Source organism: Flavobacterium sp. IC2-16 (assembly GCF_055521455.1).
In genome coordinates this window covers 1269121-1292379 of record NZ_CM145480.1, presented here as the reverse complement: position 1 = coordinate 1292379, position 23259 = coordinate 1269121, and the positions used below count along the sequence as shown (strand labels likewise).

21 protein-coding genes and 1 tRNA gene are annotated in these 23259 nt (G+C 34.3%); 7 read left to right on the top strand and 15 right to left on the bottom strand.

Features of this window, described 5'->3' with window-relative positions:
• Positions 1-116: 116 nt before the first annotated feature.
• The 3 genes from mnmG to ACZ1JT_RS05840 are packed head-to-tail and all read right to left on the bottom strand — an operon-like array spanning position 117 to position 5758.
• The gene (gene mnmG, locus ACZ1JT_RS05850; protein ID WP_465095227.1) at positions 117-1994 is read right to left on the bottom strand and encodes a tRNA uridine-5-carboxymethylaminomethyl(34) synthesis enzyme MnmG; all 1878 of its coding nucleotides are present in this window, start codon (positions 1992-1994) and stop codon (positions 117-119) included.
• Between the two features lie 46 nt (positions 1995-2040).
• A complete protein-coding gene (gene ybeY / locus ACZ1JT_RS05845; protein WP_465095226.1) occupies positions 2041-2460 on the bottom strand; it encodes an rRNA maturation RNase YbeY in 420 nt (139 codons plus the stop codon).
• Complete coding sequence (locus ACZ1JT_RS05840; RefSeq protein WP_465095225.1) at positions 2453-5758, bottom strand: hypothetical protein; 3306 nt, start codon at positions 5756-5758, stop codon at positions 2453-2455. Before ACZ1JT_RS05840 ends, ybeY begins: the two co-directional genes overlap by 8 nt.
• Before the next feature lie 801 nt (positions 5759-6559).
• Between ACZ1JT_RS05840 and gltX the strand changes: the two genes are divergently transcribed.
• Positions 6560-8062 carry a glutamate--tRNA ligase gene (gene gltX / locus ACZ1JT_RS05835; protein WP_465095224.1) on the top strand — a complete coding sequence of 501 codons (1503 nt, stop codon included), beginning with the start codon at positions 6560-6562 and terminating at the stop codon, positions 8060-8062.
• Between the two features lie 35 nt (positions 8063-8097).
• Here gltX and ACZ1JT_RS05830 read toward each other — a convergent pair whose 3' ends face one another.
• Entirely contained in the window at positions 8098-8751 is a 654-nt protein-coding gene (locus ACZ1JT_RS05830) for an outer membrane beta-barrel protein (protein WP_465095223.1), read from the bottom strand.
• A 102-nt stretch (positions 8752-8853) separates the two neighbouring features.
• On the opposite strand from ACZ1JT_RS05830, the gene ACZ1JT_RS05825 reads away from it, so the two are divergent.
• A complete protein-coding gene (locus ACZ1JT_RS05825) occupies positions 8854-9819 on the top strand; it encodes an SPFH domain-containing protein (protein ID WP_465095222.1) in 966 nt (321 codons plus the stop codon).
• A 30-nt stretch (positions 9820-9849) separates the two neighbouring features.
• Here the strand turns inward: ACZ1JT_RS05825 and ACZ1JT_RS05820 are convergent, their stop codons facing one another.
• From ACZ1JT_RS05820 to ACZ1JT_RS05805, 4 genes are all read right to left on the bottom strand, one after another.
• Positions 9850-10086 (bottom strand): DUF6327 family protein, encoded by a 237-nt coding sequence (locus tag ACZ1JT_RS05820; RefSeq protein ID WP_465095221.1) that lies wholly within the window; start codon positions 10084-10086, stop codon positions 9850-9852.
• Positions 10087-10095: 9 nt separating this feature from the next.
• A complete protein-coding gene (locus ACZ1JT_RS05815; protein ID WP_465095220.1) occupies positions 10096-10446 on the bottom strand; it encodes a phage holin family protein in 351 nt (116 codons plus the stop codon).
• A gap of 2 nt (positions 10447-10448) precedes the next feature.
• Positions 10449-10745 carry a YtxH domain-containing protein gene (locus ACZ1JT_RS05810; protein ID WP_465095219.1) on the bottom strand — a complete coding sequence of 99 codons (297 nt, stop codon included), beginning with the start codon at positions 10743-10745 and terminating at the stop codon, positions 10449-10451.
• A gap of 330 nt (positions 10746-11075) precedes the next feature.
• Entirely contained in the window at positions 11076-13175 is a 2100-nt protein-coding gene (locus ACZ1JT_RS05805; RefSeq protein ID WP_465095218.1) for a glutamine--tRNA ligase/YqeY domain fusion protein, read from the bottom strand.
• Positions 13176-13259: 84 nt separating this feature from the next.
• On the opposite strand from ACZ1JT_RS05805, the gene folB reads away from it, so the two are divergent.
• Together folB and ACZ1JT_RS05795 are read left to right on the top strand one after the other, a co-directional pair.
• Positions 13260-13619: a dihydroneopterin aldolase gene (gene folB / locus ACZ1JT_RS05800; protein ID WP_465095217.1), complete on the top strand. Its 360-nt coding sequence runs from the start codon at positions 13260-13262 to the stop codon at positions 13617-13619.
• A gap of 58 nt (positions 13620-13677) precedes the next feature.
• Positions 13678-13748, top strand: a tRNA-Cys gene (locus tag ACZ1JT_RS05795).
• A gap of 59 nt (positions 13749-13807) precedes the next feature.
• Here the strand turns inward: ACZ1JT_RS05795 and ACZ1JT_RS05790 are convergent.
• The 4 genes from ACZ1JT_RS05790 to rnr all read right to left on the bottom strand — a co-directional run bounded on the left by ACZ1JT_RS05790 (position 13808) and on the right by rnr (position 18878).
• Positions 13808-14497: a LysE family translocator gene (locus ACZ1JT_RS05790; protein WP_465095216.1), complete on the bottom strand. Its 690-nt coding sequence runs from the start codon at positions 14495-14497 to the stop codon at positions 13808-13810.
• A gap of 85 nt (positions 14498-14582) precedes the next feature.
• Positions 14583-15272, bottom strand: coding sequence for a head GIN domain-containing protein (locus ACZ1JT_RS05785; protein WP_465095215.1), 690 nt, complete (start codon positions 15270-15272; stop codon positions 14583-14585).
• Positions 15273-15276: 4 nt separating this feature from the next.
• Positions 15277-16674, bottom strand: a complete 1398-nt coding sequence (locus ACZ1JT_RS05780) for a T9SS type A sorting domain-containing protein (RefSeq protein ID WP_465095214.1) — start codon at positions 16672-16674, stop codon at positions 15277-15279.
• A gap of 26 nt (positions 16675-16700) precedes the next feature.
• Positions 16701-18878, bottom strand: a complete 2178-nt coding sequence (rnr, locus tag ACZ1JT_RS05775) for a ribonuclease R (RefSeq protein WP_465095213.1) — start codon at positions 18876-18878, stop codon at positions 16701-16703.
• 110 nt (positions 18879-18988) lie between these two features.
• Here rnr and ACZ1JT_RS05770 point away from each other — a divergent pair, with 110 nt between their 5' ends.
• The gene (locus ACZ1JT_RS05770; protein ID WP_465095212.1) at positions 18989-19228 is read left to right on the top strand and encodes a putative signal transducing protein; all 240 of its coding nucleotides are present in this window, start codon (positions 18989-18991) and stop codon (positions 19226-19228) included.
• Here the strand turns inward: ACZ1JT_RS05770 and ACZ1JT_RS05765 are convergent, their stop codons facing one another.
• A complete protein-coding gene (locus ACZ1JT_RS05765) occupies positions 19229-20698 on the bottom strand; it encodes a T9SS type A sorting domain-containing protein (protein WP_465095211.1) in 1470 nt (489 codons plus the stop codon).
• A 76-nt stretch (positions 20699-20774) separates the two neighbouring features.
• Between ACZ1JT_RS05765 and rpiB the strand changes: the two genes are divergently transcribed.
• Together rpiB and ACZ1JT_RS05755 are read left to right on the top strand one after the other, a co-directional pair.
• Complete coding sequence (rpiB, locus tag ACZ1JT_RS05760; protein WP_465095210.1) at positions 20775-21206, top strand: ribose 5-phosphate isomerase B; 432 nt, start codon at positions 20775-20777, stop codon at positions 21204-21206.
• Between the two features lie 120 nt (positions 21207-21326).
• Entirely contained in the window at positions 21327-22238 is a 912-nt protein-coding gene (locus ACZ1JT_RS05755) for a cation diffusion facilitator family transporter (protein WP_465095209.1), read from the top strand.
• Here ACZ1JT_RS05755 and ACZ1JT_RS05750 read toward each other — a convergent pair.
• A complete protein-coding gene (locus ACZ1JT_RS05750) occupies positions 22235-22498 on the bottom strand; it encodes a DUF1294 domain-containing protein (RefSeq protein WP_465095208.1) in 264 nt (87 codons plus the stop codon). The genes ACZ1JT_RS05755 and ACZ1JT_RS05750 overlap by 4 nt on opposite strands.
• Before the next feature lie 30 nt (positions 22499-22528).
• Complete coding sequence (locus ACZ1JT_RS05745) at positions 22529-23110, bottom strand: hypothetical protein (RefSeq protein ID WP_465095207.1); 582 nt, start codon at positions 23108-23110, stop codon at positions 22529-22531.
• Between the last annotated feature and the right edge of the window lie 149 nt (positions 23111-23259).

Below are 23259 nucleotides of genomic sequence, written 5' to 3'. Positions count from 1 at the left end.
TAATCGCTTTAAATATAAGGCTTCGCGCCGTAGTTTCACGTGGAACATTTTTTAAGTCGCAGTTTTCGGTCACCGGAAACAGTCAAAAAAACTACTAACTGAAACTGCCAACTAATTTAGCGTCCCATATGAATTAACAAGATAGAAATATCTGCTGGTGAAACACCTGAAATTCGTGAAGCCTGAGAAATAGTTACCGGCTTGATTTTTTTTAATTTTTCACGAGCTTCATGCGAAATTGATTTTACCAAATCGTAATTGAAGTCGGGGCGAATTTTTAAATCTTCTAAGCGATTCAATTTATCGGCATTACTTTTTTCTTTCTCAATATATCCAGAATATTTCACTTGAATTTCTGCTTGTTCTATAACTTCTCTTTCGAGATCATGAGCTTCAATGTATTTTTGAACGTCTTCAAAACGTAAAAAATCTTCCAATTCCAATTGTGGTCTAGAAAACACTTTAAACATTTTGTCGGGTTGAGCCATAGGAGATGAACCTTTCTCTTCTAAAATTGGATTCGCTTCTTTAGGGTTTACACTAGTTTCTTTAAAGAAGGTAACAAATGCTTCAGAAGCATCACGCTTTTTTTCCATGGTACGCAAACGATCTTCTTTAGCCAGACCAATTTCGTACGCCATTGGTGTTAATCTAAAATCGGCATTATCCTGACGAAGTAGTGTTCTGTATTCTGCACGCGAAGTAAACATACGATACGGTTCTTCTGTACCTTTAGTAATTAAATCGTCAATCAAAACCCCAATATATGCCTCGTTACGTTTTAAAATAAAAGGATCACGACCTTGTACTTTTAACGATGCATTAATGCCGGCCATCAAACCTTGTGAAGCAGCTTCTTCATAACCGGTAGTTCCGTTGATTTGTCCGGCAAAATATAAACCTTCAACTAACTTCGTTTCCAAAGTGTGTTTTAATTGTGTTGGTGGAAAGTAATCGTATTCGATAGCATAACCTGGTCTAAAGAATTTTACTTTCTCAAAACCGGCAACAGAACTTAACGCTTTAAATTGTACATCTTCCGGAAGTGACGTTGAAAAACCATTTACATACACTTCAACAGTATTCCATCCTTCGGGTTCTACAAATAATTGATGGCGTTCTTTATCGGCAAAGCGGTTAATTTTGTCTTCAATAGAAGGACAGTAACGCGGACCTAAACTTTTAATACGTCCGTTAAACATTGGTGAACGGTCAAAACCTTCGCGTAATAAATCATGTACTAACTCAGACGTATACGTCATATGACAATCGCGCTGAACCGTTAAAGGTTTAGTTATTCCTAAATATGAAAATTTATTAGGTTGTGCATCGCCCGGTTGTGGTTCCATTTTAGAATAATCTAAAGAACGACCATCAACTCTTGGAGGAGTTCCGGTTTTCATTCTTCCAGCTTCAAAACCAAGTTTTACTAAATCTTCTGTTATTCCATAAGCAGCACTCTCTCCTGCTCTACCACCACCAAATTGTTTTTCTCCAATATGAATTAATCCGTTAAGAAACGTACCATTGGTAAGTACAACAGATTTAGCTTTTATCTCAATTCCTAAAGAAGTACGGATTCCAGTTACTCTTCCATTTTCGGTTAACAAACCAGAAACCATCTCTTGGTAAAAATCAAGATTTGGAGTTTGTTCCAATATGGTACGCCATTCTTCCGCGAAACGCATACGATCGGATTGTACACGTGGCGACCACATGGCAGGTCCTTTTGATTTGTTCAGCATCTTGAACTGGATAGCGGTTCTATCTGACACAATTCCAGAATAACCCCCTAACGCATCAATTTCTCGTACGATTTGTCCTTTCGCGATTCCACCCATAGCAGGATTACACGACATTTGCGCAATATTCTGTAAACTCATGGTAACCAAAAGTGTTTTGGAACCCATGTTTGCAGCCGCAGCCGCAGCTTCAGAACCCGCATGTCCTGCACCCACCACAATTACATCATATACATCTTGAAATAAACTCATTGTTCCACGTGAAACATTTTATAGTTTCAATTTTTTAGTATTATAATTAATGTTCCACGTGGAACATTGCAACTTTTTCATCTTCTTTAGAGCGCATTATTTTTTCGTCGGTTACAGATTTATCCTTATAACCACAATAGTGTAAAACACCATGAATGATAACGCGTTTTAATTCATCATCAAAAGAAACCTTAAAATCATTAGCATTATCTTGAACGCGTTCAATAGATATAAAAATATCCCCGTGTAAGATATTACTTTCAGAATAATCAAAACTGATAATATCCGTTAAATCATCGTGATTTAGGTATTCTACATTGATTTTATGCAAGTATTCATCATCACAAAAGATATAACTTATCTCTCCCAATTCTTTGTTCTCAGAAGCTATAACACGCGAAATCCAATTATTAAAAACTTCTTCATTATCCAACTGAAAGTCGGTTTCGTAATTAAAACTAATCATTTGATTTAAAATATGTTTGCACCTTTTGATTGAAATTTGGGCGCAAAGGTAAGCTTTGTCTATTTAAAATTTCAATACTCTGTAAATATTCTTTTAAAGCAGCAGGAATTGCAGTTCCATTAGTATCATAATTCTTAGTATTAGTTTGCGACTGACGCTTAGTATCTTCGCCTTGTTGTTGTATGGCTTTTTCCAGTTTTAATAATTCGTGCTTTAAATTAACCATGCGTTCAAGCGTTTCGTTTTTAAAACCTTTGTTTAATAACTGCTTTTCAATTTCTTTCATTTGTTGTAAAGCACTTTGACCACTGCCACCCATTCCTTGCTTTTGCAATTCCTTTTCTAAAGCTTCCCGTAACGCTTGTTGTTCTTTAACTATTTCCAAAAGCCTACCTGCATCACCTTCTCCATCATGTCCTTCACTTCCTTCGCCACTTTTACCATTCTTTTGACCGTTGTTATCTGGTTTACCTTCACCGGGTTTTTTGCCTTGCTTCATACCCTCTTTCATTTTATCGGATAAACCATCTTGTTTTTTTATAATATCTGGCAATTGCATTCCTTGACCTTGACCTGGTTTAGGTTTACCTTTTCCTTGACCTTGAGCGTCCATCATCATTTGAGCTTGCATATCATTCATCGCATCACTTAAAAAATCAGCTAAGCGATTAGATGCTGCTATGGTATATTGTTCATGAGAAACCCCTTTAGGAATGTTATTATCGGATAGATTATCGATAGATTTTTCAATATTATACGTAACATTACCAACCTCTTTCGTAATGATTTCAGAAATTTTAGGATTGCGTAATGACACGGCAAACAAACTATCATCAATATGTTTGAATTGATTTTTTAAGTCTTGTTGTTTTTTTAATAACGAATTAAAACCTAAACTACGATTAGAATTCATTTTAAATTGCTTCATTAAATCTTCCTGAGAAAAAGAAAATGCCAGTAGATTATCCAAAATCTGACGCAACATTTTAACATCTTCCTCCATTTGATCCATTTGTCCCATCTCCATAGACTGCTTCATTTTCATGCTCATTTGTTGCATTTTTTGGGAAGCAGATTTTTGCTTTGGTTTGGCTTTAGAAGCATTGTTTTTTTGAAGCTCATCTGAAGCTTTTTGCAAATCTTTATCGATACTTTCTTGGTCTTGCTTGTCGGAAGGAATATCCATAGGGGATTTTAAGTCTTGGTTTTGCTGTTGCAATTCTTTTAAATCCTCTTGAATTTTATCAAATTCCTTATTGATTTCATTTTGATCTTTCGCATTATTATCTTTGTCTTCAGCTAATTTATCTTGAGTTTTAGAAAGTTGATCTAATTTATCAGCTATTTGTTCAGCCTTTTTTTCAACATAAAAACGCTTCGTTAATTCTACTAATTGCTCTAGATTTTTACTTTGATCTTTAGTGTTTTGTTTTAACTTATCTACTTTATCGAATAATTCTTCTTTTTGTAATTTTTTGGTTAACTCTTCTAATTCTTTGAGTAACTTTTCATTCTTCTCAGCTTCTTTATCAGCTTTATCAAGCTTTTTTAAGAGTTCTTCTTTAAATTCGTCTTTATTATCCGGATTGAACTTTTCAAGATTTTCTTCTAATTTTTTAGAAAATTCTTTCATCATTTGATCTTGAACTTTCTGACGATTAATAAAATCTTCAACTTTCTTCTGATCTTTAAAATCTAAAGTAGGCTTCTCTTTTCCTAATTTTTGAAGCTTATCCATTTCGGAAAGCTGTTTTTCTTGGTTTTTAATAGATTTCGATAAGCTATTAATATTAGAATTTTGTTCTTGAAGATTTTGTTCTTCAATTTCATTTTTAGTTAACTCGCGATGAGAAAATGCAGCTGATTTTGAGCTTTTATAATGATGAACCGCATCGTTATCGAAAATTTCAAAATAGTATTCGTAATCTACACCAGGTGTTAAAGTAATTCCTTTAGGAAAAGCATAAACAAATTGATCAAACGTAGAATTTTTGACAGTTAACTCAAATTTTTTTGATTTAGTTTCTTGATTTACAGGATAATATACTACTTGTAAACGACTTAAACCATAATCATCAGAAACTTGACCAAGAACTAACTTTTCCGATACATGCAAACTATCGGGAGCTGATTGAACAGAAATAGTAGGAAATTCATCTTTTACAACCGTTAATTGATACTGCAATTTTTCGTAATTCTTTACTTTAGAATTAGAAGTAACAATTTCATAATCAATATTTTGATTTATATTTTTAGCTAAAGAAAATTCAGATTCCTTTTTAACAAAAGAAGCACTCATACCTTGAGATTTCCATTCTAAGTGAGAAGCTGCTAGAGCTTTAATAGTCCAACGAACTTGAGTACCTTCAGGAACCATAGCATTGCCACTACCTGAAATAATTTCTTGTTTTTTATGTAAATACGATGGATAGGTAAGCACCATTTGGAAACTAGCAATAGTAGGAACAGCTACAACATTTAGTTGATATGATTTAGAAGTAACCGAATTGGCACTAAGTTGAAAAGTAGATGATTTAGCTACTTTTTCAAATGTATATTGAAAAACACCGGGTTTTACAGTTTCTAAAAAATACGTTTCAGCTCCAATAGTAACTGAAGCATTTTCAGGTATTACCGAACCTACAGTTTTAACTTGTAAAACAAAATCTGCTCCTTGTTCTACGTTTAATGAGGAATTTTCAATTTGAAATTCAAAAGGTGCTGGTGGAACAAATTCTTTTTGAAAATGCAATACCCTATTAAAACTTTGCGTAATTACTTTAGCATTACCACTAAAAAAAACAAGAGCTAAAAGTAAAATAGGAACTAAAGCATAAGGCAAATACTTAGAATTCTTTTTAAAATTAATAGCATTATTAAAAGGAATTGGTTTTAAATTATTTGCTTTTTGTTCAATAGAAGCAAGAAGTAATTCTGAAGGATTACTTTGATTGGTTAATTGAATAAAATTTAAAAGTTTATCGCTTACTTCAGAAAAATGATTCCCAATAATAGCAGATGCATCAGTAAAATCAATGCCTTTCTGAAATTTAAAAAGTTTAAAAATTGGAAAAAGAATAAAACGAAACAGTAGAAAAAGTTCCACAAAAATAAACAACCAAAATAAAACCAGTCGTCCTTTTGGTGCTAGCCATAAAAAATATTCAATAAGTAAAGTACCTATAAAATACAATAAGCCAAATCCTATAAAAAGCAATATCCCTTTGATTAATTCATTGGTATAAAACTTTTTGATAAAGGCTTCTAACTTATCGAATATAAGATTCTGTTTATCCAAGTTTACAAATTTTACTTCTAACTGATAAAATTACAATTTTATAAATAACGAAATGCTTTAAAATTCGTTAAAGCGTCAACTTCCTTTAAAAAAAAGTAAAATCTAATTGAAAGTTGTTAACAGTAATTAAAAACTAAAAAATAATTCTTTTATAAAATTTTAAAAAATGATTGTTATTATAGCTTGTTAATTGGTAGTAAAACTTTTTACCAAAAGGTTCTTTATTTTAGTTATACATTTTTATAACGATTTATTAACATAGCTATTTCGATACAAAATTCTGAAAATCAAGCCTACAAAAATGGTTATTAACAATCGTTGAAATCTAATTTTTTACGGCAATTATTAATAAATTGGTAGTACCTTTTTTGTTAATAAAGCGTTTATTTCGTTTGATAAAATTGAAATAAAAAAGAAAAACTATACTAGGATTTCTTCTTTAGCTTTTGGATTATAAAAAATTTTGAAAGAATCAAAAAACAGTTGTTATATTCTATTCAAAGTTATGAACAAAAGTTGTTAATCGGTAAAAGCTTGTTTTTCAGCGATTTTTTTAATTTCATTAACAATAAAAAAAATAGGTGTTAAATGATTATAAAAACAATATTATTTAATTCGTTTTATTAACAATCTAAAAATATTACATAGAATACAAATACAACAAATCCTTTAAAATAAGCAAATTACAACTTATTTGTTGCTATTAACAATTGTCAATAGTGTTAAGTGTTTTAAAAAAACTATTGTCTAAAAACTATAAACTGTAAACTTAAAATTATCTTTGCACAAAATTTAATTACGATGTCAAAACCAGTTAGAGTGCGTTTTGCACCAAGTCCAACAGGACCTTTACATATCGGTGGAGTACGAACTGCCTTATTTAATTATTTATTTGCTAAAAAACACGGTGGAACATTTTATTTACGTGTAGAAGATACCGATCAAAATCGTTTCGTACCGGGTGCAGAAGCTTATATAATGGAATCGTTGGAATGGTTGGGTATTGCACCCGATGAAACCGTTGGTAAAAATGAAAAATTTGGTCCGTACCGTCAAAGCGAACGCAAACCATTGTACAAGCAGTATGCGGATCAATTGGTAAATTCGGGTTGGGCGTATTATGCATTCGATACAGCTGAAGCTTTAGACATGCATCGTAAACAACACGAAGAGCAAGGTAAAACATTTATTTACAACTGGCACAATCGCGAAAAATTAGATACTTCGTTAGTCCTTTCTAAAGAAGAAACAGAAAAGAGAATTGCCAGTGGTGAAGAGTTTGTGATTCGTTTTAAAACTCCAGTGAATGAAATATTACACTTAAATGATATTATCCGTGGAGAAATAAAATTTGATACCAATTTATTGGATGATAAAGTTTTATTTAAAAGTGATGGTATGCCAACCTATCATTTAGCGAATATTGTTGACGATCATTTAATGGAAACGTCACATGTAATTCGTGGAGAAGAATGGTTGCCTTCACTTCCATTACACAGTTTATTATATAAAGCCTTTGGTTGGGAAGCACCTGAGTTTGCGCACTTACCTTTAATTTTAAAACCGGTTGGTAATGGAAAATTATCCAAACGTGATGGGGATAAAATGGGATTTCCGGTATTTCCTTTAGAATGGAAAACAGAAGAAGGTGTATCTATGGGATACCGTGAAGCAGGATATTTTCCGGAAGCAGTGGTAAACTTTTTAGCTTTATTGGGTTGGAATGACGGTACGGAGCAAGAATTATTTTCGTTAGAAGAACTTATTCAAAAATTCGATTTAAACCGCGTAAACAAATCGGGAGCTAAATTCGATCCAGAAAAAAACAAATGGTTTAACCATCAGTATTTGATTCACAAATCGGATGCAGAATTGGCCGAACTTTTTAAAATAGAATTAGCAAAGAAAAACATTACTACTTCATTAGATATTACGCGAATTGTTGGTTTGGTAAAAGAGCGTGCACACTTTGTTAATGAGCTTTGGGATTTATCCGATTATTTTTTCATTGCCCCTACTTCGTACGATGAAAAAGCACTTAAAAATTGGAAAGAAGAGACTCCAGGATTGTTACAACAATTAATTTCTGTATTGGAAAACATTGGAGATTTTACTTCAGTTACTATTGAAACTATTGTAAAAGACTGGATGACACAAAACGAAATTGGAATGGGTAAAGTAATGCAACCGTTTCGTTTGAGTTTGGTAGGTGCTTTAAAAGGTCCTCACCTATTCGATATCGTAGAAATGATTGGTAAAGATGAAACCATTAAACGCTTACAACAAGCAATTGCAACGATATAATAAAAAAGCCCCCGAAACTCGGGGGCTTTTTTTATTTATAAGTTAAATAAAACTTGTCCTGTAAGTATACCAAGGTTACCTTTAAAGGTACCACCGTTCAATGTTTTTAATTCTTCTTTTTTATTTAAATTATTCAAAAAATTGTTTACGCCGTATTGGTAGTTCACCAACAAACGAACGCGTTTATTTCCGCCAGATACACCAAAATACAAGTTTCCGTTAATTTTAGTAACATCGGTAATTTGTTTGGTGGTTAAAGCGGTTTCTGCTACTATATTGTTTTCGTATTTACTGTCGAATTTTAATTTATCATTCACTTGTAACACCGGACCAAAGTCTATAGAAACATGGTCTTTCACCACGTTGTAACTCAAAAGTAAACGAATTTGGGCGCCCATAATTTTATATTTTACTTCTTGTTTTTGAAGTAACGGCGATATTGTTTCCACTGAAAAATTGTTTTCTGAAAACTGCATTCCGAAAATCATACTCCAGTCGTTGTAATAGTTTCCACGCACTTGCATACCGGCAGACCAACCTAGTTCTGGCTTGGTGTTAAAATCGGAAGTAAATAAAGAAGTTTGGTTTACCCCTGCATACAAACCAATTCGATTTCCATCGCGATACCCGTGTTGTGCAAAAACTCCAAAACTTAGAAGGAGAATTGTATAAAAGAATAATTTTTTCATTTGTTTTTTAAAATTTTCGCAAAATTAAACTTATTTTTAGTAAATCTGTAACAATAACAGAGAAAAGGCGTATAATATTATAAAACCATTAAATATTAAACTATGGCACTAATTCCTATTTTAGTCATTGGACTTTTCCTTCTTTTAGCTTCTTTCTTTACAGTAAAACAGCAAACGGCTGTTATTATTGAGCGATTTGGAAAATTTAACAGTATTAGACAATCGGGTTTACAGTTAAAAATCCCAGTTTTTGACCGAATTGCAGGTCGTGTGAATTTGCGAATCCAACAGTTAGATGTTATTATTGAGACCAAAACCAAAGACAACGTATTCGTTAAAATGAAAGTATCGGTACAATTTAAAGTACTTCAAGAAAAAGTTTACGATGCTTTTTATAAATTGGAATATCCACACGATCAAATTACATCGTATGTGTTTGATGTGGTTCGTGCTGAAGTTCCAAAATTGATTTTGGACGATGTTTTCGAACGTAAAGATGATATTGCAATTGCGGTTAAACGTGAATTAAACGAAGCAATGACAACTTACGGGTACGAAATCATTAATACACTAGTTACCGATATTGATCCGGATATTCAAGTTAAAAACGCCATGAACCGTATTAATGCTGCAGATAGAGAAAAAACAGCTGCAGAATATGAAGCAGAAGCACAACGAATTCGTATTGTAGCGAAAGCGAAAGCAGAAGCAGAAAGTAAGCGTTTACAAGGTCAAGGTATTGCCGATCAACGTCGTGAAATTGCACGCGGATTAGTAGAAAGTGTAGATGTATTGAACAAAGTTGGAATCAACTCACAAGAAGCTTCAGCGCTTATTGTTGTAACGCAGCATTATGATACATTACAATCTATTGGTTCTGATGCCAATTCAAATTTAATCTTGTTGCCTAACTCACCACAAGCGGGTAGCGACATGTTAAACAACATGGTGGCAAGTTTTACAGCGAGTAATCAAGTAGGCGAAGCCATGAAAAAGGCTGCAACCAAACCTAGAAAAAAAGATGCTCCAGAAAATTTTGGAGAATCTGATCTTTCTGAAAACAGTTAATATGAAAAGAGGCCTGCAAAGGCCTCTTTTTTATTTTGTAAACTTACTTATTATAAAGGGAATTACTATTTTTTGTAGCAACCCATATTTGGTTATAGTACTCCCAATAGAACCAAATATACTCTGCACCATGTTGTGTGGTGTTAATCCATCAAGGGTTTTTTCCACAGTAAGAGAGAGCTTTTGAGAGTCAATTTCTTTTTGAAGTTTTAGGATTTCTAAATCTCTATCAATTTCTTCATACGACGAATAAACAATAGTTTTCATAAGCAGGAATTAATCGTTAAAAAAGATTTTTGAAAACTTTTCCAATACAGGACCTTCGATAATTTTATCCTTAATAAGGTTAACAACGAGTGCTAGTACCAGATAAATTCCAGCCACAGCTAAAAAACCATACGCATTGCTTTCAAATTGTTTTCCTAAATAAAAGGCTAATGCAATTGAAGAAAACAACAATCCAAACATTAAAAAAAAGGCCATTATAATGATTTTCAGCAATGTAGTTGCCGATTTTGTAGCTACTTTAAAAAACCAAAGCTTGTAATAGGCAATAGAACTGTCTACTACATCCTTTACTTTTTCCTGAACTTCTTCTGCACTTTCTTTTATGTTTTCAAAAGACATACTTAATTTTTAGCAGTTGCAGCTTGTTTTTTTAATTCCCCTAATTTTTTTTCTAATGCGTCAATTAGTTCTTCTCGTTTCGAATCGGTATGAGATAAAAAGTAATCGAATTTAGATTCTAAATCGATATTAGCTCTTGAAAATCTGTTTTTTAAATTTTCAGAGACATCGTCAAAACTGTCTTTAATCTTTTTACGGGTATTAGAACCTTTATCGGGAGCAAACAAAATTCCTAAACCTGCTCCCACTGCTGCGCCAGCCAAAACTGCCAACAAAGTGTTTCCTGTGTTGTTTGTCATGATTTCTATTATTTTGAATTAATACTAAGTAAAAAACGAGAATTTTATTTGAGGAATTTAAATTTACAAAATATGAAAACGCCTTGCCGTTAATTTCTAGTTAATATATCCCTTAAAAATCTTAAAATTTATTTAGAGCCGATTTAACAAACGAATTTGACTTTACACGATAAATCACCTTGTCTTTTTTTTAAAATTGTTTTAAAGTAAAATATGAAAGCAGTTTTTAATAAATATAATTTATTTAAAAATATTTTTCAATAATAATTTATTATAATAAAAAAATCCGCAGTAAAGCGGATTTTTCATTTATAAAATTTATAGTGTGATTTACACAATTTCAGAAAGCAAGTGTAAAACAAAGTCACTTTTTTCTGCAGATTTGATTTCAGAGAGTAACGGTTTAAAACCATCAAAAGCAGCTTCATTTTTTTTCAGGTTTTGAATACCTTCATAACGAACAAATGGCGATTCACTTTTTAGTGACATTGTATATAATTTATGAAGCAATTCGGTATCTACATCTGAAGCTTTTATTTTTTCTGAATATTTTAAAATCCAATTTGAAAACAACAACGAACTTTTATTATTCGTGATGTTTTTCTTTAATGAATTTTGCAACAAGCTGTAATTGCTAATCGTTTTAATGTTTTCGCCAATTGTAGTTTCAATGGCAGTTCTTTCTTCTGCTGTTTCTACTTTGAAATATTTATTGATTTCTTTAAGCGAATTATTAATAACGTTCTCTTCTTTTTTTCCCTTTTCTTCCCAAGAATCTTTCAAATCTACCGTTTTGTTGAAAACTAAAGCACCTGCTTTAGAATCACGATCTACACAGAAATAACCCATTCTTTGAAATTGGAAACTATCACCTTCTTTTGCTTCTGCCAAACTAGGTTCTACAAATCCGGTTACTGTTTTTAAGGAATTTGGATTAACAAAATCTAAGAAATTCTTGTCTTTGTGCGTGTCTGGCGACTCGTCTAAAAACAAACGATCGTATAAGCGAACTTCAGCAGCAACAGCATGTTCGACCGAAACCCAATGAATGGTTCCCGCTACTTTTCTTTTACTTGCCTCGCTTCCACTTCCACTTCTACTATCATCATCGTAAGTAGCATGGATTTCAGTTATTGTACCGTTGGCATCTTTAATAACGCTTTCACCTTTAATGATATAAGCATTTTTTAAACGAACTTCTTTTCCAAGACTTAATCGGAAAAACTTATTACTAGCTTCTTCTAAAAAGTCTTCACGTTCAATATAAATTTCTTTCGAAAAAGGCACTTTTCGATATGTCATTACCTCTTCTTCCGGATTGTTTTCAGCCTCTAACCATTCCGTTTTTCCTTCCGGATAGTTAGTAATTACGAGTTTTACTGGATCTAGTACGGCCATAACGCGTGGTGCAATTTTATTCAAGTCTTCACGAATACAGAATTCTAATAAAGAAACATCAATTAAATTGTCACGCTTTGCAATACCAATAGTGTTGGCAAAGTTACGGATAGCAGCAGGGGTGTAGCCTCTACGACGCATACCCGAAATCGTACTCATACGTGGGTCATCCCAGCCGGTAACATGTTTTTCTTCAACCAATTGCAGTAATTTTCGTTTCGAAACTACAGTATGTGATAAATTACGACGGGCAAATTCGCGTTGTTTTGGTCGCACTTTATGGCTATCGTAAATTTGATCTAAAAACCAGTCGTATAATTCACGGTGCGGCAAAAACTCTAACGTACAAAACGAATGAGAAATTTGCTCTAAATAGTCGCTTTCGCCATGCGCCCAATCGTACATTGGATAAATGCACCAAGCATCGCCTGTTCTGTGGTGATGTTTATGTAAAATACGATACATAATTGGGTCACGCATCAACATATTGGTTGATTTCATGTCGATTTTTGCACGCAAAATATGAGTTCCTTCTTCAAACTCACCATTTTTCATACGTTCGAATAAATCCAGATTTTCTGTTACCGAACGATTTCTGTATGGCGAATCGGTTCCTGGTGTGGTAGGTGTACCTTTTTGCAGTGCCATTTCTTCAGAAGTTTGGCTATCTACATAGGCTTTACCTGCTTTTATAAGTTGTACAGTCCAATCGTATAATTGTTGAAAATAGTCGGAAGCATAACATTCTTCAGCCCATTTAAAACCAAGCCATTCCACATCACGTTTAATAGCATCAACATATTCTTGTTCTTCTTTAGCGGGATTGGTATCGTCAAAGCGTAAATTTACTGGAGCTTGATAATCAATACCAAGTCCGAAATTTAGGCATATTGCACTGGCATGGCCTACGTGCAGGTACCCGTTTGGCTCTGGTGGGAAACGAAAACGTAATTTAGAGGGAGACAAACCATTTTTTAAATCGTCTTCAATGATTTGCTCTATAAAATTCAATGATTTTTCTTTCGTTGACATAGATTTTATGTAATTTTAGCAAAGATAAGTTTAATTAGTCAATTTGAAAATCGGAAGTTTTGAAAATGACTGCTAAAGAGTTGTATGGGAGTAATTAAATTAAAAAATATCAGAACTTTTTCGTACCACGGTTGTTTGGTTGAAGAAGGAAAAATAGGTTCCGACTATTCGGTTGATTTGGAAATTAAGGCGGATTTGCGAAAATCGTCTTTTTCAGATGAATTAAGCGATACGGTAGACTATGTGCATTTGAATCAAATTGTAGTAGAAGAAATGGCGATACGTTCGAATTTATTGGAGCATGTAGCCCAGCGAATATTAGCTCGTATTTTCAAAGAAATTCCTTCGGTGTCAAGAATTGTGGTAGGGGTTTCAAAATTGAACCCGCCTATAGGTGGTGATGTTGAAGCAGTTACAATTCAGCTGGAAGAATACCGCAGTTAATTTAGAATTTCCAATTTGGAATTTGAAATTTATTGTTATATTTGCCATCCATAAGTCTGGCATCGTGTCCGAGTGGCTAGGAAGCGGTCTGCAAAACCGTCTACAGCGGTTCGAATCCGCTCGATGCCTCAAAACAAAAAGCGCTTCAATCGAAGCGCTTTTTTTATGATTTTTTCTTAGATAATGGTCTAAGATTTTACTTTTTCTATTTTCTTTAAAGTATCTTTTACAAATTCCTTTTCACGCGGAAACCAGCCTTGTAACATTAAAACCAATCCGAAAATCACCAATAAAACACTACTTGCTTTTTTCACTTTGATAATGTTGGTCGGGGTAAGCTTGCTTCGTAATTGTTTGGCTAAAACCACTTTACCAATATCGGTTAGTAAATAGGAGCCCAACACCGCCGAAAAGAAAATCAACATTCTGCTAGCTTCCATATCTAATTTAGGACCGAAGGCAATAATAATGGCTAGCCAAAAGCCAAGCACACCAATATTGATAAAATTCAATAGAAACCCTTTTATAAAAAGACTGAAATAATCTTTTTTGATCATTTCCACCACCTCTTCATCCGGATCAATATTTTTATGGGCTTTTCGTAATTTTAAAAAAGTGATGACACCGTAAGTAAACATAATAATCCCGCCAAAAATAAATAGGGCAGGATCATCTTTAATACTCTGTATTAGGCGGTAGCTACTAAAATAAGCTACAGCAATAAAAAAGATATCGGCTAGAACAACACCCAAATCAAATGACATTGCAGCACGAAAACCTTTGGTGATACTGGTTTCGATTAGCACGAAAAAAACCGGCCCAATCATAAAACTGAGAAAAAAACCTAGTGGAATTCCGGTTACAATGTCGTTAATCATTTAGCAAGCGTTATTCTTACAAAGATAAGAGAATTACTTTCCAAAAGGCAAAATAATTCAAAACCTATAAACACACGGCTTATGATTACTGTTTAATTTTATCTAGATTGTGTTGACGAATTGTACCGCCAGCAACCGTTTTTTCGTTGATTTGTCTTGGGTTTCCAAATATAGTAATGATTCCACCGGCTCTGGTTTTAGCATCTACCAATTCGGTTGCAGTTACATCGGCTTCTCCACCGGCATTAATTACCACTACGGTTTGTTCACCTTCAAGCGCACTAGCTTTAACCGTTCCTCCTCCTGAGACTACGATGTCTTGATTTTGAGCTTTTCCTGTTAAACGAACCATTGCCCCCGAAGAACATTTTACTGTAGCGCGTTTGCTATTCAATTCCAATTTAATTTCGGCACCTTCTTTAGCGTTTACATTGAAATCGAGTGCATTTATAGCTGTAGGGCATGATACATAAGCCCCTTCGCTAGCCTGAACACTTTCTAATTTTTTAAAATAAACAATTGCAGTAATTTCTTCTCCTTTTAGGAGTTTTGGAAATGGCATTCTGATTTTCAATTCACCATTTTTGTTGACCAACTCTACTTCGGAAGCCCTATCACCAGAAAGTTCTACTTTAGTTTCTGAGCCTTCTATGAGTTGTACCGAAATTTTATCAAATACCCTTACGACGTTAAAATCGCCAATATTTTTTGTAATTTTTTCTTGTGAAAAACTTAGTTGTGCTAATAGAAGCAATGCTATTATGTGATATTTCATAATTTTAATTTTTAATTACTTTAGTATTTAAAACACCTTTCTCAGAAATTATTTTAAAAAAATATATTCCACTAGAGAAATTACTCATGTTTATTCGATTAGTATTTTTATTCATAGCTTGAACAGCTATGACACGACCATTGCTATCACAGATTTGTAAATTGGCATATAATTGTTCATTAAGTTCGATGGTTATTTCATTTTGAACAGGATTGGGAAAAAGTTTACAATCGGAATTAAAACTAAAATCTTCTGTATTTAAAACTGCGGTATTTCGAATTCTTGCAAAATAATCTAAAGATGTACCATTATAACTGTTAAAATCGCCACCAATAACAGCTTTACCATCATTTTGTAAAGCGATTGTTCGAATTGCCGAACTAGGACCGCTACCTGGATTAAAACTTGAATCTAATGAACCGTTATTGTTCAAACGTGCAATTCTAGTTATCGATACACCGTTAAAGGAAGTAAAATTACCACCTATTAAAATCTTTCCATCAGGTTGTAAGAAACACGAAAGTAAAAAATTATTTGGGCCTAAACCGGTTATAAAAGAAGTATCAGTAGATCCATTATTATTTAATCGGATAATATGTTTTTCTGGAGTGCCGTTAAATTGTGTAAAATATCCCACGGCTATAATTTTCCCGTCATTTTGAAGTGCCAAATCATATATTCTAAAGCCAGATCCCGCCGCTCCATTAGAAAAAGTAGTGTCTAGAGTGCCATTGGTGTTGATTCTTGCAATATATTCCTGTAAAACACTATTATATGTTCTAAACTCACCTCCAATAATTATTTTACCGTCATTTTGAATAAGAATTTTGCAAATTGTTCCACCAGCACCAAAACCAATATTGAAAGTATTATCTATGGTTCCATTGGGATTTATTCTGACAAATCTTGAGACAGATGTTCCGTTATAATTGCTAAATACCCCTCCCACAATAACTTTTCCATCGTTTTGTACAGCTACGGCTTCTGCCATGCCATTTATTCCGGTACCAACATTAAAAGAAGAGTCAATAGATCCATCGCTGTTAAGACGCACAATTCCTTTTGACGATATATTATTGAAGGTATTAAATGATCCCCCAATAATTATTTTTCCATCACTTTGTAAGGCAATAGAGCGAACTACATTATCTGCACCAATTCCTGGATTGAAACTAGTATCTAAAGATCCATCAGTGTTTACTCTAACTATTCTATTTCTAGAAATCCCATTGTAGTTGCTAAAGTCTCCAACTTTAATAATTTTTCCATCGGGCTGAATCACTAAACCTAAAACGGATCCAATACCACTTCCAGTAGAAAAAGTAGGATCTAATTGACCATCTTGAGCGTAAAGAAAAAGCCCTTGAAATATGAAAAGAAAAAATAATAAAGATTTATTCATATATAATGTAATTTGAAATGCAAATTTTATTCTTTTCTTCTTATAAAATGGAAATCCAATTGTTTTTTAACTAAATCGGCGTTTTTTACTTTCACGTAAACTTCATCACCTAGCTGTAAAAGGTTGTTTGACATTTCGCCGACTAAGGCATATTGTTTTTCATCAAACGTGTAATAATCGTCTTTTATTTCACGAATACGAACCATTCCTTCGCATTTGTTTTCGACAATTTCCACATAAATACCCCATTCGGTCACACCAGAAATTACGCCTAAAAATTCTTGATCTTTATGATCCTGCATGTATTTTACCTGCATGTATTTTATGGAATCCCTTTCGGCATTGGCAGCTAAAGCTTCCATTTGTGACGAATGTACACACTTTTCTTCGTAATCTTCTTCATTCACGCTTTTACCACCATCTAGGTAATGTTGTAGCAAACGGTGTGCCATGACATCAGGATAGCGTCGAATAGGTGAAGTAAAATGCGAATAATAATCGAAAGCTAAACCATAATGGCCGATATTTTCCGTAGAATATACAGCCTTACTCATGCTTCGAATGGCCAAGGTATCGACCAAGTTTTGTTCTTTTTTACCGTTTACATCTTCCAATAAGGTGTTCAACGATTTTGAAATACTTTCTCGCGATTTAAAATTCAAACTATATCCAAATTTTGCAATCACCGTTTGAAGGTTGATTAACTTGTCTTCATTCGGTTCATCGTGAATACGGTACACAAAGGTCTTTTTCTGTTTGCCGATAAACTCCGCTACTTTACGATTGGCCAACAACATAAATTCTTCAATTAAATGATTGGCATCTTTAGCGACTTTAAAATATACTCCTGTAGGCTCATCGTTTTCATCCAAACGGAATTTTACTTCTACTTTGTCAAACGAAATCGCACCGTTGGCCATACGTTTTCTGCGCATGATTTTGGCTAATTCATCTAACTTTAAGGTAGCTTCCACTATAGGAGCAGAGACTTGATACGCTTCTCCGGTTAAAGAAATTTCAGCAGGAATTACATCGCTTTTGCTTTCAATTATATGTTGCGCTTCTTCGTAAGCAAAACGTTGATCGGAGTAAATTACAGTTCGTCCAAACCACTGATTAAGTAATTCGGCTTTGTTATTCAGTTCGAAAACGGCAGAGAATGTATATTTTTCTTCATTCGGACGAAGCGAACAGGCAAAATTACTCAGCACTTCGGGTAGCATCGGAACTACACGGTCTACCAAATACACTGATGTGGCACGTTTGTATGCTTCTTCCTCTAAAATAGTGCCTTCTTGTACGTAATGCGAAACATCGGCAATATGAATTCCGATTTCGTAGTTTCCATTTTCCAACACTTTGAAGGAAAGCGCGTCATCAAAATCTTTGGCGTCTTTTGGGTCGATGGTGAAAGTTAAGGTATCACGCATGTCACGGCGTTTGGCAATTTCTTCCGTTGTAATAGAAGTGTCTAATTTTTTAGCAAACGCTTCAACTTCAATTGGGAAATCGTAAGGCAAGCCGTATTCGGCTAAAATAGCATGAATTTCAGTATCGTGTTCGCCGGGTTTTCCTAAAACTTTAATTACTTCTCCAAAAGGGCTATCGGCTTTTTTAGGCCAATCGTCCATTCGCACAAGTACCACATCACCATGTTCGGCTTCGCCTAATTTGTTTTTCGGAATAAAAATATCGGTGTACATTTTTGCATTGGCAGTAGTTACAAAAGCAAAATTCTTTTGTACATCAATAACTCCAACAAATTCGGTTTTAGCTCTTTCCAGAATTTCCAACACTTCAGCTTCGGGTTTTCTGGAGCTTCTTCGATTATATACATATACTCGAACTTTGTCACCGTCTAGTGCATGGTTAAGATTTGGAAACGGGATAAACACATCGTGTTCCAATTCTGGGCAAATGAAATAACCGGTTTTTCTGCTGGTCATATCAACGGTGCCTTCATAATACTCCGACTTCGAAATGACTTTGTATTTTCCGCGTTCTACTTCTTGTATTTTTTCTTTGGAAGCTAAATAGCCAAGTTCTTTGATAATTTCATTCCGACTTTTGGTGTCGTTAAGCTCTAATATGGCCGCTATTTGTTTGTAATTGAATATTTTATTCGGGTCTTGGGATAAAATTTTAAATATTTTGGCGGAAAAATCTTTTTGTTTTTTTCCACCTTTTTGAAACTTCTTATTCATTTTTCTCTTACTATAAGTGCTGAAAATTACGAATTACAAATCATAAATCAGAATTTACGCATTAGAATTATAGAAAAAATAACTTTCGTATCTTTAACAAAAGCTTTTCTATGAATGATTTAATAACTGTAGCTGTTTTTGATTATCCACATGAAATTAGTGTGTTACGACACCTATTGGAGCAATCGGAAATACACTATTTTTTTGAAAATGAAACCATGATGAATATCGCACCAATGTATTCGCAGGCTTTGGGCGGCATCAAACTTAAAGTGTATGTTCAAGACGTGGAAGCAGTAAAAGAAATTTTAAAAAAATTGGGTGACGATTCGAATTTGAAGATTGTTTAATTATTCAATAATAATGGTTCGTGTCGCTTTTCCGTTACTGGTATAAACTTCTAGGAAATAAGTAGCTTTTGATAAATCAGACACCGTAATTGTTTTTTGATAAGTGGTTTTGATAAGTTGTCCACTTACAGAATAGATGTTGGCTTTTTCAAATTCTGAATTTTTTTCGATTTCAATAGTAATCTGTGAGTTTGCTGGATTTGGAAAAACTTTAAATGGAATTCCGGCGAAATCTTCCAAATCTAGTAATGCGGAAAGGTCAAAAATTCGCACATGTCCTGAATTAGCGCCATTCCCAGCATTTCTTCTTGCACCAATTGCTAAAACATGGCCGTTTGCAGAAAGGGAAACACTTGATCCGCTTAGGTCACCCGCAGCCTCTCCAGGTATACTAAGTCCTATTTGTACCCAATTTGCTGAAATAAATTTATAAACTTTAACATGCCCGGAATTAAGGCCGTTTGAGTCGTTGTAAACAGAACTGATGGCAACGATGGTTCCGTCATCTGAAAGTGACACCGCCCACCCATTATAATCATTAGGTCCTTCGCCGTCAATATCCTGTCCAATTTTAGTCCAAATCCCGCCAATGTTTTTGTAAACACGAACACTCCCATAATAACTAAAAGGAGCACCAGGGCCACTGTTATAAAGGGACCCTATAGCTACGGTTGAGCCGTCTGCGGATAGAGAAAGACTGCCTGAACTTATGTCGTTTTCCGCTTCGCCGTTAATATCTTGTCCGATTTGTGTCCAAACATTACTAATATTTTTATAAACACGAACATGACCTGAATCAACACCACTGCCATCATTTCTATCGGCACCTATTGCTACAACGGTTCCATCATTTGAAAGTGAGACTGTTATACCACTGTCATCGTCTGCTGCTTCGCCATTGATGTCTTGACCTATTTGAGACCAAACCCCACCGATATTTTTATATACACGAACATGACCTGAATCAACACCATTTCCATCATTTCCTCCGGCGCCAATAGCAACAATTGTTCCATCTGCCGAAAGAGAGACTGATCCACTAACATCATTTGTGTTTTCTCCATTAATATCCTGTCCAATCTGAATCCAATTTCCTGAAACATATTGGAAGACTCTTACATGACCCGATTCTGGTTCATTCCCATCATTAAGTGGAGCTCCAATAGCCAAAGTAAGACCGTCTGATGAAAGTGAGACTCTGCCGCTATTATCGTTTGCCGCTTCACCATCAATATCTTGGCCTATTTGCGTCCAAGTCCCTAGATTATTTTGGTAGACACGAACATGACCCGAATCGCTTCCGTTTCCATCATTATTTTTAGCACCAATTGCAATTATAGACCCATCTGAAGAAATAGAAATAAATTCACCACTTCCATCCCCGGCAGCTTCACCATCAATATCGGAGCCAATTTGAGTTTGACCAAAGCAAAAGAAGGGAAACAACAAGAAAAGGTATGTTTTGTTCATGTTATGTGATTTAAGCAGGCAAAATTAAAGATAAAATTAGATTATTTGTATTTTTGTAACAAACAAACACAACACCATGATCATATCCATTGGAAACGACCACGCTGGTCCCGACTACAAAGAAGCTATTGTTAAACATTTAGAATCAAAAGGACATACTGTTATCAATCACGGAACCAACACTTTTGACAGTGTGGATTATCCAGATTTTGGTCATGCAGTAGGCAACGATGTAGAAAATGGAACTGCAGATTTTGGAATAATAATTTGTGGTAGCGGAAACGGGATTGCCATCACAGCAAACAAACACCAAGGCGTTCGTGCAGCTCTTTGCTGGATTAATGAAATTGCAGCATTAGCCCGTCAACATAACAATGCTAACATTATTAGTATTCCGGCGCGTTATACCAACATCAAACAAGCGGTGGAAATGGTAGAAACTTTTTTAACTACCGATTTTGAAGGCGGAAGACACGCCACAAGAGTTAATAAAATTGCCTGTCAGTAAAGATTTTAGACATCTTAGATTTTTAGTAGGTTAGGAAAATTTGAGGTTTTATTTTGTTTAAAAGCTATTTTCTAACAACCTAAAAATGTCTGACTTTCTAACAATTTACGAAGTCTAAGTATGGAGCACTCACACAACCACCGCATTCAAAAACACAATGTTGAAGGAAAAAACTTGGTTCTTTCAATTGTACTTAACATACTAATTACTTTAGCTCAAGTAGTTGGCGGTTTTGTATCGGGTAGTTTGGCTTTACTTTCAGATGCCTTACATAACTTTAGTGATGTGTTGGCATTGTTGTTTAGTTATGTTGCGCACAAATTATCGCGCCGAAAAGCGTCCATCAATCAAACATTTGGTTTAAAACGAGCCGAATTAATAGCCGCTTTTGTAAATTCTTTTACCTTGGTTCTAGTGGCTTTGTTTTTAATATATGAAGCTGTCATGCGTTTTTTTGAACCAAAGGAGATTGCTTCCGATACCGTAATTTGGTTGGCCTTAATTGCAATAGTAGGCAACGGACTTTCGGTACTGTTGCTTAAAAAAGATGCCGATCACAACTTGAATATGAAATCGGCGTATTTGCATTTGCTAACAGATATGATGGCTTCTGTAGCTGTATTGGTTGGTGGATTGTTGATGAAATACTACGGAATTGTATGGATTGACAGCATCATGACATTATTAATAGCTCTATATTTAATTGTTGTTGGAGCTGATTTGTTAAAGAAATCTACTAAAATGCTAATGCTTTTTACTCCAGATCATATCGATATTAAAGAAATTGTTCGGGAAGTACATAAAATACAAGGGGTAAATAAGTTACACCACATTCATGTATGGCATTTAAATGAAGAAGAGCTTCATTTGGAGGCCCATTTAGATTGCTCAAACGACATAACCATGAGTGAATTTAACGAATTGCTTCATCGTGTGGAAGAATTACTGTATGAAAAATTTGGCATTAACCACGTGAATATACAACCCGAGTTTCTTAAGGAAGACCCTAAACATTTTATAGTTCAGGATTAGTCTCTGAAATAAAAATACAATCCGATTAGCTGTATTGAAACAATTCCCAAAAAAGTAAGCAAAAAGCTTTTTTTAGATGTTTTATGACGGAATAAAAACATTGCTAATGCACTGCCAAGTGTTCCTCCAAGCAAGGTGAAAAAATGTAGTGTTTTTTCCGGAATTCGCCTTTTCTGCTTAATAGCCAAAAACTTATCAATGCCTACCAAAGCAAATGAAAGCAAGCTTACTGCAATCAGAAAAATATAAAGTATACCCATAACCGTTCATAAACGACAAAGATATCTGTTTTATTCTTCAAAATCGAGATTCATCGGTTCATCTTTAACTTTCACGCGGTCTGCCTTTTTACCTGTAGTGGGGGTGTTATTATCCACAACTTCAAAAGTAAGTTTATCAAACCAAATCTGTCCTGTTCCTCTTAGCAAAGCGCCATACGAAATTTGCGATGCTCCTTCAGGAACATCTAAAACAATATGGTATTTTTTCCACTCGGTTGTTCCGGTAATTGCACGATCCATCATGTTGTCGAATGCTAAAAAATTCTGTGAATTTGCCTGGCCAACACGTAACCAAAAACCGGCTTTTTCGGATACATTAAGACTCTTGATATACCCACTTAAACGGATTCGTTTTCCTAAAAATTTATCGGATGTAGAACTTTGCATTAAAGTACCGTAACCCTCTATTACCTTATCAACAGATTTAATGCTCGCGGCATTTTTACCATCCATTCCGGCACCTTTATCAATGCCCATATCGTAGCTTTCAGATTTGTTTCCAGCCTTAAACCATCCCGTAGGAATTTCAAAGGAAAGGAACAAAAGAGCAACGAGAAACAAGAATACAATTCGTAAAGTAGTTGTTTTCATATAGTAACGAATTAATGAATACGATTAAATTAAAGTAATAGGTTAATTCGTTAGTAGTGAAGCAATTATAAAATTACAGAAAAAGGCTAAATCTTATTAAATCAACAATTTTTTTTCTGTTAAATGAACTATAATTCGGACGAAATGTT